12 protein-coding genes are annotated in these 14,304 nt (G+C 43.5%); 9 read left to right on the top strand and 3 right to left on the bottom strand.

Annotation, left to right across the window (positions count from 1 at the left end; all coding sequences use genetic code 11):
* The first annotated feature begins 244 nt into the window (after positions 1–244).
* Together DIU38_RS01370 and DIU38_RS01375 are read left to right on the top strand one after the other, a co-directional pair.
* Positions 245–2,899 carry a valine--tRNA ligase gene (locus tag DIU38_RS01370; RefSeq protein WP_112657706.1) on the top strand — a complete coding sequence of 885 codons (2,655 nt, stop codon included), beginning with the start codon at positions 245–247 and terminating at the stop codon, positions 2,897–2,899.
* 99 nt (positions 2,900–2,998) lie between these two features.
* Positions 2,999–4,807, top strand: a complete 1,809-nt coding sequence (locus tag DIU38_RS01375) for an ATP-binding protein (protein ID WP_112657704.1) — start codon at positions 2,999–3,001, stop codon at positions 4,805–4,807.
* Between the two features lie 233 nt (positions 4,808–5,040).
* On the opposite strand, the gene DIU38_RS01380 is transcribed toward DIU38_RS01375, so the two are convergent.
* Positions 5,041–6,852 carry a glycoside hydrolase family 2 protein gene (locus tag DIU38_RS01380; protein ID WP_112657702.1) on the bottom strand — a complete coding sequence of 604 codons (1,812 nt, stop codon included), beginning with the start codon at positions 6,850–6,852 and terminating at the stop codon, positions 5,041–5,043.
* Between the two features lie 265 nt (positions 6,853–7,117).
* Complete coding sequence (locus DIU38_RS01385; protein ID WP_112657700.1) at positions 7,118–7,573, bottom strand: type I restriction enzyme HsdR N-terminal domain-containing protein; 456 nt, start codon at positions 7,571–7,573, stop codon at positions 7,118–7,120.
* Between the two features lie 428 nt (positions 7,574–8,001).
* Between DIU38_RS01385 and holA the strand changes: the two genes are divergently transcribed.
* Both holA and DIU38_RS01395 read left to right on the top strand, forming a co-directional pair.
* On the top strand, positions 8,002–9,024 hold the full coding sequence (gene holA, locus DIU38_RS01390; RefSeq protein WP_112657698.1) for a DNA polymerase III subunit delta: 1,023 nt from the start codon (positions 8,002–8,004) through the stop codon (positions 9,022–9,024).
* 23 nt (positions 9,025–9,047) lie between these two features.
* The gene (locus DIU38_RS01395) at positions 9,048–9,425 is read left to right on the top strand and encodes a hypothetical protein (protein ID WP_112657696.1); all 378 of its coding nucleotides are present in this window, start codon (positions 9,048–9,050) and stop codon (positions 9,423–9,425) included.
* A 7-nt stretch (positions 9,426–9,432) separates the two neighbouring features.
* Here DIU38_RS01395 and DIU38_RS01400 read toward each other — a convergent pair whose 3' ends face one another.
* The gene (locus DIU38_RS01400) at positions 9,433–10,077 is read right to left on the bottom strand and encodes a hypothetical protein (protein WP_146750459.1); all 645 of its coding nucleotides are present in this window, start codon (positions 10,075–10,077) and stop codon (positions 9,433–9,435) included.
* A 338-nt stretch (positions 10,078–10,415) separates the two neighbouring features.
* Here DIU38_RS01400 and cysC point away from each other — a divergent pair, with 338 nt between their 5' ends.
* The 5 genes from cysC to DIU38_RS01425 all read left to right on the top strand — a co-directional run bounded on the left by cysC (position 10,416) and on the right by DIU38_RS01425 (position 14,291).
* Positions 10,416–10,976 carry an adenylyl-sulfate kinase gene (gene cysC, locus DIU38_RS01405; protein ID WP_112657692.1) on the top strand — a complete coding sequence of 187 codons (561 nt, stop codon included), beginning with the start codon at positions 10,416–10,418 and terminating at the stop codon, positions 10,974–10,976.
* A gap of 24 nt (positions 10,977–11,000) precedes the next feature.
* A complete protein-coding gene (locus DIU38_RS01410) occupies positions 11,001–11,831 on the top strand; it encodes a sulfotransferase (protein WP_112657690.1) in 831 nt (276 codons plus the stop codon).
* Between the two features lie 212 nt (positions 11,832–12,043).
* Positions 12,044–12,631: a hypothetical protein gene (locus DIU38_RS01415; RefSeq protein WP_129571353.1), complete on the top strand. Its 588-nt coding sequence runs from the start codon at positions 12,044–12,046 to the stop codon at positions 12,629–12,631.
* 137 nt (positions 12,632–12,768) lie between these two features.
* Entirely contained in the window at positions 12,769–13,176 is a 408-nt protein-coding gene (locus DIU38_RS01420; protein WP_090528071.1) for an EVE domain-containing protein, read from the top strand.
* Complete coding sequence (locus DIU38_RS01425; RefSeq protein WP_112657686.1) at positions 13,173–14,291, top strand: carbohydrate-binding family 9-like protein; 1,119 nt, start codon at positions 13,173–13,175, stop codon at positions 14,289–14,291. The genes DIU38_RS01420 and DIU38_RS01425 overlap by 4 nt, the downstream gene beginning before the upstream one ends.
* Positions 14,292–14,304 lie beyond the last annotated feature (13 nt).

Raw genomic sequence — 14,304 nt, forward strand, 5'->3', positions numbered from 1 at the left:
GCGTTGCCTGCGGCCCGGGCTGTACGTTCCAAGTCCTCGCCTTTCCTGCCCGTAATCCCCATGCGCGCTGTGGGCTTTTCACTGCCATCCCTAACGCGGGCCGGGGCTTGTACCGCCGTTTATCGTCAAAACTATGAGCCGCCAAACCTTCTGCCATGAACTATGATCTCTCAACCATGAACCAGCATAAAAAAATCCCTCAACCTTTGGCTATGAACCGTTAACTATCGTATTTTTGCGCGTTATGAGTATTGCTAAAACATATATCCCAAAGGAAACCGAAGAAAAATGGTACAGTTACTGGTTGCAGCACGGCTTTTTTAAGTCGGTGCCTGATGAGCGCGAGCCTTATACCATAGTGATTCCGCCGCCAAACGTTACCGGGGTTTTGCACATGGGCCACATGCTTAATAATACCATACAGGATGTGCTGATTCGCCGTGCCCGGATGAAAGGTAAAAATGCCTGCTGGGTTCCCGGTACCGACCACGCCAGTATTGCTACCGAGGCCAAAGTTGTTGCCATGCTTAAAGAGCGCGGTATCAGCAAAAAAGACCTTACCCGCGAAGAGTTTTTAAACTACGCCTGGGAGTGGAAGGAAAAATACGGCGGCATTATCCTGGAGCAGCTTAAAAAATTAGGTGCCTCCTGCGATTGGGACCGCACCAAATTTACCATGGACGAGAACCTTTCGGAAGCGGTTATTGATACGTTTATCCACCTGTATAAAAAGGGTTTGATCTATCGCGGTATCCGCATGATCAACTGGGACCCGCAAGGCAAAACCGCGGTAAGTGATGAGGAAGTAATCCGTAAAGAGGTTAATCAGAAGCTCTTTTATATTAAGTACAAAGTCGTAAATCTGAAGTCGGAAGTTGAAAGTCAAGAAGCCACTTCAGACTTCCTAACCATCGCTACTACCCGACCTGAAACCATTATGGCTGATGCAGCTATCTGTATCAATCCTAATGACGAGCGTTACCTGCACTTGCACGGTAAAAAGGTTTACATCCCGCTGATCAACCGTGAAATACCGGTGATTCTGGATGATTATGTGACTATGGATTTTGGTACCGGCTGTTTGAAGGTTACCCCTGCACACGATTTAAATGACTACGAACTGGGCCAGCGTCATAACCTGCCGGTTATTGATATCCTGAATGACGACGGCACCCTGAACGAAAAGGCGCAGATATTGGTTGGTGAAGACCGCTTTGCCGCCCGTAAAAAAATAGCTGTGTTGCTGGAAGAAGCCAGCGTACTGGAAAAAGTTGAAGAATACAAATCTCAGGTTGGTTTCAGTGAACGTACCAACGCGGTTATTGAGCCAAAACTATCCATGCAATGGTTTTGCAAGATGGGGGAGCTGGCTAAGCCTGCTTTGGATTATGTACTGAACGGCGAAATAAAACTGATCCCCGAAAAGTTTGTGAACACTTACCGCCATTGGATGGAGAATGTACGCGACTGGAACATCAGCCGCCAGCTGTGGTGGGGACAACAGATCCCAGCATGGTATTTACCTACAGGCGAGTTTGTAATTGCCAAAAACGCTGAAGAAGCATTGAAGGAGGCGCAACTTAAAAATCCCGCACTTACCGCAGCCGATCTTGTCCAGGACGAAGACGTAGTTGATACCTGGTTTTCATCTTGGTTATGGCCCATCTCGGTATTTGACGGTTTTAAAGATCCGAATAATGCTGATATCAATTATTACTATCCTACCAATGATTTGGTTACCGCACCGGAGATCTTGTTTTTCTGGGTTGCCAGGATGATCATGGCTGGTCATGAGTTCAGGGGCGAAGTACCATTCAGGAACGTATACCTTACCGGTATAGTAAGGGATAAGCAAGGTCGTAAAATGTCAAAGCAATTGGGCAACTCTCCCGACCCGCTTGACCTGATAGCTCAATATGGTGCCGACGGCGTACGTGTAGGTATGCTGTTATGCTCGCCTGCTGGTAACGATTTGATGTTTGATGAAAGCTATTGCAAACAGGGAGCTGGATTTGCCAACAAAATATGGAACGCCTTTAAACTGGTAAAAGGCTGGGAAGTTGACGAAAGCCTTGCCAACCCTAACGGCGTAGCCATTGAATGGTTTGCCAACAGGTTTAACCAGGCGCTAACCGAAATTGAAGCCAACTTTGCCCAGTACCGTTTATCAGAGGCCTTAATGGATACTTATAAACTGGTGTGGGATGATTTTTGCGCATGGTACCTGGAAATGATCAAGCCGGCTTATCAGCACCCTATTGATAAGGCTACTTATGCAGCTACTATTCAGTTCTTCGAAAATATTTTGAAGGTATTGCACCCTTTTATGCCGTTCCTTACCGAAGAATTATGGCATGATGAACTGTTTGGCGAACGTACTGAATTAGACTGCTGTATTGTAGCGCAATTGCCCGCTATTGGGGAAATTAATTCACGTCTATTAAATGAAACAGAGCTTGTTAAAGATGTTGTAACCAACATCAGGAACAGCCGCAAAACAAAACAAATTTCTGACAAAGAGCCGCTTGAGTTATTTGTTAAATCAAATTCAGGGATCAATTACGGCCAGTTCGAAGCTATCATTACAAGGCTTGCCAACATCAGCAAGTTTGAATCAGTAGCCGATAAAATTGAAGGGGCTATTAATTTCTTAGCCTCAACAGATGAGTTTTATATTCCGTTCAGCGAAGAAATTGACCCGGTTGCCGAGTGTGCGAAACTGAAAAAAGAGCAGGAATACCTGTTAGGTTTCCTGAAATCGGTTAATGCAAAATTGGGTAATGAAAGGTTTATGGCCAATGCAAAACCCGAGATTATTGAGGTGGAGCAAAAGAAAAAGGCCGATGCCGAAGCCAAATTAACCATCATCGAAGAAAACTTAGCAGCTTTGGCTTGCTAATTGCAGAACTTACCGGCTTTGCGTAACAAGCTACCGTACAGTATTTTGATTGCTGTAAGGTAGCTTGTTCAATTGCAGGGCCAATGTTAAGTTCTGAATATGAATAATAAAGTAAGTTTTTTTAACTTATCAATTTATAAGATTTTGTCGAAGGAGCAATCGTTCCTTGACCAGGCCCGGATTCGTTTATTGTATTATGGGTTCTTCCTTATTTTTGTTGCCCTTGGGGCACTTTACCTGAATGTTTATTTCCAAAATCAAAAGATGCTTGCTGATACCGCCCTGTTTTTGATGGGGTCGGTAGCTGTATTATTTAAATATTTAACCTGGCGGCCCGACTGGCGCAGTGCAGCACATGCCCTGCTTATTATAGGTACCCTTGTTAATGCCAGCCTGGTTTATGCCTCTATGCAAACGGTAAATATCATTACCGTGCAGGTAATTATAATCGTGATCGTATTCAGCTATTATATGCTTGGCCAGCAATGGGGGCTCATGTACTCGTTGCTCAATACAGTACCGGTTTTGGTATTTATGATCATTGAGTACAACAGCGGGTACATTATTAGTATAAAGCCTAACAAAGTTGACCAATCCACCATTATCATCAGCTTGTTCGCCAATTTTATATTGCTTATTTTTATCCATAGCCATTTTTACACTGCTTTCTTAAAAAACATCAGGCACCTTAAAAATAGTAGCAGGGAGCAGGCCCGGCTTTACAGTAAGATGGAAACGGCTATTGAAAAGGCAGAGAAATCGGCCCAGGCCAAATCAGAGTTCCTGTCAATCATGTCGCATGAAATCCGTACGCCGTTAAATGCGGTGATCGGGATGAGTAATTTGCTGATGATGAGCAACCCGAGGCCCGACCAGCGGGAGAACCTCGAAATTCTTAAGTTTTCGGCCAATAACCTGTTAGCTATTGTTAATGACGTGCTTGATTTTAGCAAGATTGAATCGGGGAAGGTAGTATTTGAAAATATCCGCTTCAACCTTGTTGAGCTGATGAACAATATTTGCGGCGGGCAGATACTGAAGGCCGAAGAGAAAGGCCTGCTTTTTAAGCTTGATGTTGATAGCTCATTGAGGGATAAGGTGCTTTTTGGCGATCCTACCCGCATAACCCAGATCATTTTTAACCTGGTTAGCAATGCTATAAAATTTACTCCCCAGGGAAACATATGGGTAAGGGTTACTTGTGTGGAAGACCGGCATAATACCGTTACCGTTAACTTTTCGGTAAGGGATACCGGCATCGGAATAGAAAAAGAAAATCTTGAAAGTATATTTGAACCGTTTACGCAGGAATCATTAGCTACTACCCGCGAGTATGGCGGCACAGGGCTTGGCCTGGCCATAGTTAAGCGTTTGCTTGAGCTGCAGGAACTGCAAATGACCGTTAACAGTACAATGGGGCGCGGGTCAGAGTTTTCTTTTCATATGGAATTTCCTGTATCTACAGAGGTGTTGCCAGTTGTGGTAACCGCTCCCGAAACCAAACAATTTTCAGAAAACCCGCTGGCCTGTTTACGCGTGCTTATTGCCGAAGATAATATGGTTAATGTGATGCTGATGAAGAAACTGCTGAGCAAGTGGAGCATTAACCCAACCATTGCCGAAAACGGGGAACGGGCAGTTGAGTTTATGCAGTACGGCAATTTTGATATTATATTAATGGACCTCCAGATGCCGGTGATGAACGGCTTTGATGCAGCTAAAGAGATCCGTAAAATGGCCGATCCTAAAAAATCAGGCATACCGATCATCGCGCTTACTGCTTCTGCACTTTTTGATATCAAAGAACAGGTATACGAAGCCGGCATGAATGATTATGTATCCAAGCCATTCAAACCGGATGAACTGCTGGAAAAACTTAATAATTATACATTGAACAAGGTGGGGTGAGCCCCACCCAAACCCTCCCCGGAAGGGAGGGCTTTAAAAACTGCTATCGCTAAACTTCAACCAGTTCAAGCTGCCAAGCAAAAGGGTGGAGCTCGTGCGATTCCCCTCTTGAGAGGGGCGGAGGGGTTTGTCTCTCTGCTTTGATATTCAAATCGTATAAACACACCCCTGCTCTTGCTCATGCCCTATGCGCCCCCTCTCAAGAGGGGATTTTAAAGCGCTCACCTAATGGCCTATCTATTCAACTTATCCCCCTCTTTAATCACCACCTGGTTTACTTCCCCTACTCTTTCAATATCCATTTTTTCAACGGCCCTGTCGTAGGTTAAAACGCCGTTTACTTCGTGTTCAACGTCGGTGGTTTGGGTATATATGGCAACGCTCAATCCTTTATATTTCATAAGCTGTTCTGCTTCATCCAGCAAAAAAACATAACGGTCGGTAAGTCTGGCTTTGGTTGGCTCATAATCATAGGCATCGTTATGCACCGGCCACATATGACCGCGAACAAACAGGCCAACGCCGCCAAATTCGCCCAACGAGGCCGCCCGGCGGCTATCAGGAACAGAAGCACCGTAAGGGCCAACATAAATATGTGTGTCCACGTAATCGCCATTGCCCGGATCGCCGTAAGGTTTTTGGTAGCTGGGATTATTGTTAAAGCCCGAATTGCCATTAACTAATCGCGACGGATCATATTGTTTAACCCAATTGGTTATGTTTTTTACATCAAAAGCACCCCAGTTTTCATTGAAAGGCACCCATGTAATAATGGAGGGCGAATTATAATGATCGTCGATTATAGCTTTTAACTCCTGCCTGTAAACACGCCTGTTCTTAGTAGTATCTTCATTCTGATACCATATAGCGGGCATATCCTGCCAAACCAATAAGCCCATTTTATCGGCCCAATAATAAAAACGCTGCGGCTCGGTTTTCATGTGCTTACGGATGAGGTTGTAGCCCGCTTTTTTGGTGTATTCTATATCAAATTTAAGGGCTTCTTCCGTAGGTGCGGTTAAAACACCGTCGGGCCAGTACCCCTGGTCAAGCAGGCCAAGCTGCATGATGAATTTGCCATTTATAAGCGGACGGATCACGCCGTTAAGCTTACCCAATTTAATATCACGCATGCCGAAATAACTTTTAACCTCGTCGGCTTCGTTGCCATCAGTATTGTATAGGGTAAGCTTCAGGTCATACAAAAACGGAAAATTTGGTGTCCATAAAACCGGGTTATCTATTGGCAGATAGAAATATGCTCCTCCGGTTGCATCAACCTTTGAAACCTCTTTACCATTGTTTAAGGCAACTGCTTTAACCTTGCCTGCACCCACGGAATTAACAAATACTTTTAAGCGTTTACCTTCCAGATCGGGTAACAGGCGGATGTTTTTAATATATGATTCATTTACCGGCTCCAGCCAAACGGTTTGCCAAATGCCCGACGAAAAAGTATAATCGCCGCGGGGACCGTTTTTACCCGATGGTGTTTTGCCATCATTGGGGTCATGGGCAGCTACAACAATGGTGTTGCTGCCTGCAGTAAGATATGGGGTAATATTAAAGCTGAAAGAATCGTATCCACCCGAGTGTGAGCCCGCTTTTTTTCCGTTAACAAAAACGGTTGCATCATGATCAACCGCACCAAAATGAACAATAACCTGTTTGCTTTGCCATTTTTCGGGCACTTCAAAACTTCGGCGGTACCACATATTAATCTCCTGTTTACGCTGCACGCCGGATAACACCGATTCAGGGCAATAAGGCACCAGTATTTTATCCGGCTTGTCATCAAAAGACGCGGGCGTTTGAGGGTTCAGGGCATTAGGCGCGTTTTTACCACCCTGGTAATCCCATTTACCATTTAAGCACAACCAGTCATTGCGCTGCAGCTGGGGACGGGGATATTCTGATAATGGCACTTCGGCCTGCATGGCGGTATTGGTCCACTGAGTAGGAAGTTTGGCTTCCTGGGCAAAGGCGGCGCATCCGTATAATACAGCGGCCAAAAGCAGGGCTTTTGCTTTGAGATAGGCGTTCATAAGGTAATGTTATAATTGATGAGGTTATGAACGCCAAAATAGGGAATTGATAACTGTTATCATAACATTTTATAATCTGAATCAGAATTTACAGAATTTTAGAATTAACAGAATTCCGGGCATATATGGTCGCCTCAGAAAATTTTCTATCTGGCAAAAAAGGAAACTTGCCCCGGTAGTCTCCCGACTAATAACCAGATTCAATCCCTCTGAATTCCTGCTCAGATAACTATTCTGCTAATCCTAAAATTCTGTAAATTCTGATTCAGACACTCTTAACATACCCAGGCAGTTCTTCAATAAACTGGTAAGTACATTTTTCATGATCTATAGTACAATAATAGTGTTGCAGGCCATTGCTTACTGCAAGTAATGACACCTTATGCACCATGTTATACCGGGCAATCTGATCGAAGGTTTTTTGATCGATAGTTACTGAGGGGGCTTTGCATTCCACCATTAAAATGCGTTGTCCGGCCGGGTTAAATACCACAACGTCGGTACGTTTTTGCAGGGTGTTGAGCTTGAGGCCGCCTTCCAGCTTAATTAATGAGCGGGGGTAGTTTTTTTGTTTGATAAGGTATTGTACAAAATGCTGGCGTACCCACTCTTCGGGTGTAATGACGATGGTTTTTTTGCGGATCTCGTCAAAAAGCGTTAATGTTCCGTTATCGTCGCTTATTTTAAAAGGGTAGGGTGGCAGATTAAGCGGTTGGAGCATTTTTGAAATCGGTAGTAAACAATAAGTAGTTTGTAAGCAAAGAACATTGGCCCGCTCAATTGCCGCGGGGGCTGTTACTTTTGTCTTGATACAAAAGTAACCAAAAACTGAAGCGTAGTGAACTCATGAGCACCGATAAACAAAAATAGTTGGCGAATAAATCAAGTCAGCAGATAGGTTTCTTTGCCGCACAATGCCCGTGCTGCAAAACATGCAGAACCACGGCTGCTGAATTTTGCCCACCCACACAATCCTTTGTAGCAAAATTCGCTAATGCCCTTGCCATCACACATGGCCATCATTGTTCTGCAAGTTTTCGCCCGAAACTTTTCTGCTGACGGAAATTTAAGATGTATCAATATCTTATCGCTCTAAATAAAAATACATTCCACTTTTGACTTTTGACTTAGTACTTTTGACTGCGAAATATGACTGCTGCCGAGATATTAAAGGACCTTAAGAACCGTAAGTTTAAACCGCTGTACCTGCTGCATGGTGAGGAACCTTATTTTATCGACATGGTAAGCAATTACATTGAGCATCACTTGTTGCCCGAGCATGAACGCGGCTTCAATCAAACCGTGGTTTACGGCAAGGATACCGACATCATGACCGTGCTCAATGCCGCCAAGCGTTACCCCATGATGGCCGATTACCAGGTGGTGCTGGTAAAAGAGGCACAGGACATGAAATGGGGGAAGGACGATGATAACAAGAAAAGCATCGACCCGGTATTGAGCTATCTCGAAAACCCGCTGCCAAGTACTATTCTTGTTTTTTGCTACAAATACGGCAAGTTTGATAAGCGTAAAAAAACCTACAAGGCCATTGAAAAGAACGGGCTTATTTTTGAATCGGCTACTTTATATGATAATAAGGTGCCGGCCTGGGTTGAAGGTTATGTAAGCGAGAAGGGCTACAAAATGAACCAGCAGGGATCGGCCATGATTGCCGAGTACCTGGGTAACGACCTGGCTAAAATTGCCAACGAGCTCGAAAAACTGATGCTGAATGTTAGCGCCGGGCAGGAGATTACCCTGAAGCATATCCAGGATAATATTGGTATCAGTAAGGAGTACAATGTATTTGAGCTGCAAACGGCCCTCACCAAAAAAGATGCTTACAAGGTAAACCAGATCATCAATTACTTTGAAGCCAATCCCAAATCAAATCCCATTGTTTTGGTGCTCGGCAACCTGAATAACTTTTTCAGCAAGGTGCTGGTGTACCATTACGTAAAAGATAAAACCCCGCAAAACCTTGCCCGCGAAATGGGCGTTAACCCATACTTTATTAAAGATTATGAGCAGGCCGCCCGTAACTACCCACTTGGTAAAATTTTCCAGGTGATCAGCTACCTGCGCGAATATGATCTGAAAAGTAAAGGTGTTGAATCAAACGCGCCACATGGTGAGTTGATGAAGGAGCTGATGTTTAAGATACTGCATTGATACCGATTTCGATTTTAACAGTTATGACCCTATCCTCGCAATCAAAAGTTAATATAGCATCCGGCATGATCCGCGTATCGGCGGTTTTGTACCTGGTTTATTATTATTTGAACGGCGGAAGGTCGGCTTCTTTTCAAATCGCTTTAGCAACGTGCATAGCGCTGGGCATTTTACTTTTACTGGCTTTATTTATCAGGCGGGGTTATAAATGGGCAAAATGGCTGCTATTAGGCTTGTTAATCTTAACTATAACGCCTGACGCTATAAATCTGCCCGCAACTTTTAATGCAAACTTATATGCAGGTTGCATCGCTGTTATAATTGACCTGTTACAAATAGGGGCGCTTGTTTTACTTTTTATGCCGGATAAAGAAGAGCCTGTTGCAGACGATGTTGAATAACTTATGATTATTTAATAATAGCCTTACTACTTATAACGGTAACCATAATGCTGCTTATCAGGGTCAAAAGCAGTATAAAATATAAGGATCTTTTCATATCATTTATTTGCCTGTCCTCTTTCAGCACTAATGTTTGAAAAGGGGCAGAAAAGAGTGTTAGTGCAGCCATCAGGAAAAGAAACAAGATTGAGAAGCGTGAATAACTGAAGGTACGGCTAACATCCTCCTGCACTAAGCCTGTAATAAATGGAATATTCCAGCCTGCTAAAAACGCAGCTATCGCAGCAGTTTTAAATGGTATTCTGCCCTGCCCCTGCATTTTCTTAACCTGGTAATATTGTACCTGGTTATTGGCGGTTTTATTAAAGAAACCCGTTGCTTTTATGTTTTCAATTATGTCATTGTAAGGCATGTTTGCTGTAAACATAACTCTTTTTGGGTATGACGATACGTTGTGTATTATCTTGATGCCGCTGCCGGCAATTGAGGATGCATATTCGATTTGAACGATATCATCAGCGTTGAAAAATAACTGACCTAACAAACCAAGGTTAATCTTGAGTACAGAAGTATCAGCTTTCAAAGCTGCAAAAGGTTTGGAGACTTTGGTATTGCCAACATAGGCACCCCCGTTAAGTAAAAATTCGTTCATATTATTGTGACAGGTTTTTAGCCCGGCAGTAAAGGTATCATAAAAACGGTTCCTCAAATGGTATCCAAAATCATTTTTGATAAATTAAATAACGTAACATTTTTGTTAAGTGTAGCGTTGGTTAGTGTTTGACCGTATACATCCATTTATTCATTAAATCTTCATTTTTAGCCGGTATTGGTTACTTTTTTCTCCTGATTTTCCGTTGTTCAGTGTTGCATGTAATTGATTATTTACAATGTAACAAAATTTATCAGCCAATTAATTTCCTAAGTTCACTTATCCTAAGCAATATGTTAAGCTGATCAATAAGGCATATTAAATAAAAAAATTAAGGCATGATACTTTTATTTTGCGGATTATCAGGTGCGGGGAAAACTACTTTGGCAAAAAGTGTGGCCACCGAATTAACAAGCCTGGGGATTAAAATTGAGATCATTGACGGTGATGAATACCGCGCGGCACTTTGCCGTGATCTGGGCTTTAGTAAGGAAGACCGGAACGAGAACATCCGCCGCCTGGGCTTTGTAGCTAGTCGTTTCAGCGCTCAGGGTATTGTTACCATAGTGAGTGCTATAAATCCATATGAAGATGTCAGGCAGGAACTTGCCGAAAAATATGATCATGTAAGTATTATCCACGTAGATTGCCCGGTGAACAAGCTGATAAGCCGCGACACTAAAGGTTTGTACAAAAGGGCGTTGCTGCCGGATGGGCATCCTGATAAGCTACCCAACCTGACAGGTATTAACGATAGGTTTGATGTACCCGTTAAGCCCGACCTATATATTGATACCTGCAATTATACCATACAACAAAGTACCTCATCACTGCTCTATTATATTATAAATAACCTGCATCCTGTTAAGCAGACCAATAAGATACCAAGCTACTCCTGATAAAAGGACGCCCATAACAGATTTATGCAAAAAAGAGTACTGATCATTACCGGGATGCACCGTTCCGGAACCTCGCTTATTACCCAGTGGTTGAGCAAATGCGGTCTGCAAACAGGCGAAAAACTGGTACCCGGCGGCCATGGCAATGTGGAAGGGCATTTTGAAGATATTGAATTTTTAAAAATGCACGAAGAGATCCTGGCTGGCCATAACCTGCCCAAAACCGGGCTTACGGTTGAGCATGTGGCCCAGTTTACCTTGTACGAAAGGGAAAAGCTTAAAAGCATTATTAAAGTTAAACAACAGTTATACGACCAATGGGGCTGGAAAGACCCGCGGACCTGTCTGTTTCTGGATGTATATAAAGAACTGCTGCCCGATGCCTGTTACCTGGTTATCCTGCGCGATTATCAGTCGGTAGTTAGTTCACTTTTACGGCGTGAATTTAAGTGGGTGGAAAACAGGTACATAGCGCGTAAATATTTTTCAAGGCTGGTATGGAAAAAATTTCGCCGCGGCCGCCGCATGGTGCAGTTTTATAATGATCATGCTACCGAATACCTGAAAGTTTGGATAGCCTACAACCAGGATATTTTGAAATGTATTGAAACGCTGCCCCGGGATGCTTTTGTAGTTGTTAATTATTCGATGCTGAAAGACGCGGATGAACAGGTTTTTGAGTATCTGAAAGACAAGTGGAACCTGGCATTAAAGTACTCCAGGTTTAAGGACATTTTTAAGGAAAACCTTATCGGCCCCGATGTCGCTTTTGAGCAATACATCAATGATAAAACCCTCATTACGCAGGCCATAAAACTACAGGCCCGGCTTAAAGAATATATGCTGACTGATTAGTATCAAAAGTTTTTTGAGGTTTATTATACATTGTTGCGAAAGAAGTAAACAAGTATCTGTGCAATAAAGTGTAAAGGTAGCTCAATTTGTGATACAATCGTTATTATGGTTTGATAATCAGCTGATTATTTCTCCAAATTCGTTTTACTCAATGGCTTAAGTACCCCTTGTTACGGTGCTGATTTAGCCGTTGTAAAACGAAGGAGGAGGATATGAAAGCTAAGCTTTTTTGCTACTTGCCCTACAGAGTAGTTATGGGGCTTTTGATCATCATGTGTTTACATTCGCCGGGTTTTTCACAGGCAGGGAAAATTGGGTCGCTGGCATATTTAAGGGCACGCAACGGAATTGGCGGGTTTAACCTGGGCGGCTTATTAACCGGCGAGCAGGAGCAGGCTTTAACTTACATTGATGGTGAAGGCAGCAAGCCTGATGCTGATAGCTGTGTTACCTATGAATATCATCCGGATAAGCAGCTGGAACTGGAAGACGGGCTAACCGCAACTCATATTTGTGTACGTACATGGCAAAATAAAATAGTAAATATTTATGTTTTCTTTAACCGTAACCAGGGCTATAAAATGCTCAGTAAATTTTTGCACTGGTACGGTACCTTCACCGCAAAGCCAAATGATTACCAGGACGTTTATCTGTGGGATTCGCGCACGGTAAAACTATTGTTGAGCTATCACCCCGATGATGACCAGGGCATTGCTGTTTATACTTCTGTTCCTTTAACAAACACTATCAATGCGCAAAATGCTAAACGGCTAACCCAGTTGCTGACCAGTAATGAATAAGTAAATAGTTTATTAGCCACTACATCACCACTCCACCCCGTAATTTCATTGTAACAATACCCTGTATTGCCTGTAGCGCATTTTAGTTTACGCTCCCTTTTTTACATTTTTACGTTACAAAAAATTATACCGTACAAATGCAACATTGGTTAGTAAAAAGTGAGCCCTTTAAATACAGCTGGGAAAAATTCAATAAGGATGGTCGTACCTTTTGGGATGGTGTGCGCAATTACCAGGCACGCAATAACCTGAGGGAAATGAAGGAGGGCGACCTGGTGTTATTTTACCACAGCAACGAAGGAAAAGAGATTGTAGGCATAGCCAAAGTTGTTAAGGAAGCTTACCAGGACCCCACAACCGATGATACCAATTGGGTGGTGGTTGACCTTGCCCCGGTTGAAGCCCTGAAAACCCCGGTGACCCTTGAGCAGATCAAAGCCGACCCTAAATTACAGGATATTGGCCTGGTAAGACAGGGGCGTTTATCGGTAATGGGGGTAAAGCGCGAAGAGTTTGATTACATCTTAGCGCTGGGCAGTAAATGAAACTGAGCAACATCTTTGACAATTGTTTTATTAAGCCGGGCCTTACAGCCGCTTTATTTATACTCCCGGGATTTGTAAAAGCACAGGACGCGTTTAAAGAATTCCCTGATCTGTTTACCACCCCTTACGGCTATGTTGCGAAATACGTAAAGCAAGCGCCGGTAATTGACGGCGATGTGGAAGATGCTGTATGGCAGCAGGCCAAATGGACCCGGGACTTCCAGGATATTGAGGGCCACCTTAAACCGCAGCCTCCGCTGCAAACCAACGTTAAAATGCTTTGGGACGATAGCTGCCTGTATGTAGCAGCCCGGATCAGAGATCCCCATGTTTGGGCTACGCTTAGCCATCATGATGATATTGTTTACAAGGATAATGATTTTGAGCTGTTTATCGATCCCACAAACAGCACACATAAATATTTTGAAATTGAGGTGAATGCCCTCAATACCATTTTCGATTTGTTTTTGACCAGGCCTTACCGAAATGACGGCGCCGCGGTAACCGGTTGGGATACGCATGGCCTGCGCTCGGCGGTAAAAGTTGAGGGTACGCTGAATGATCCTACGGATACTGATAAAGGCTGGACGGTTGAAATGGCTATCCCATTTAAAGCCATAGCCGGTGGCTTTAACCGCGCTGTGATAAAGGATGGTACTTTATGGCGCATCAATTTTTCGCGGGTGCAGTACGATATTAAAGTGCAGAATGGCAAATATGTAAAGCTGCAGGATAATGCCGGGCATAATTTGCCCGAGCATAACTGGGTTTGGAGTAACCAGGGACTTATCAATATGCATTACCCCGAACGCTGGGGCTACCTCCTTTTCAGCGATCATGAGGCTGATGACGGGACGTTTAAAATGCCTTACGCCGAAGAGCAAAAGAAATACCTGTGGCTGGTTTATTACAAGCAAAAGCAGTGGTTTAAAGATCATCACGAATACTGCACCTCATTAAACAACCTGGGTGTTGAAAATAAGGTAACCGTAACGGGCCATGCTAACGAACTTAAGCTGGAAGCAACTGCCCATCAGTTTATAGCTTATGTTATCGATAACAAAAACCAAACAACCTATACCATTGACCAGGATGGCCTGGTACAGCACAGATAATTCCTAAAACTCC

This window comes from Mucilaginibacter metallidurans, assembly GCF_003286435.2.
GTDB lineage: Bacteria > Bacteroidota > Bacteroidia > Sphingobacteriales > Sphingobacteriaceae > Mucilaginibacter > Mucilaginibacter gossypii.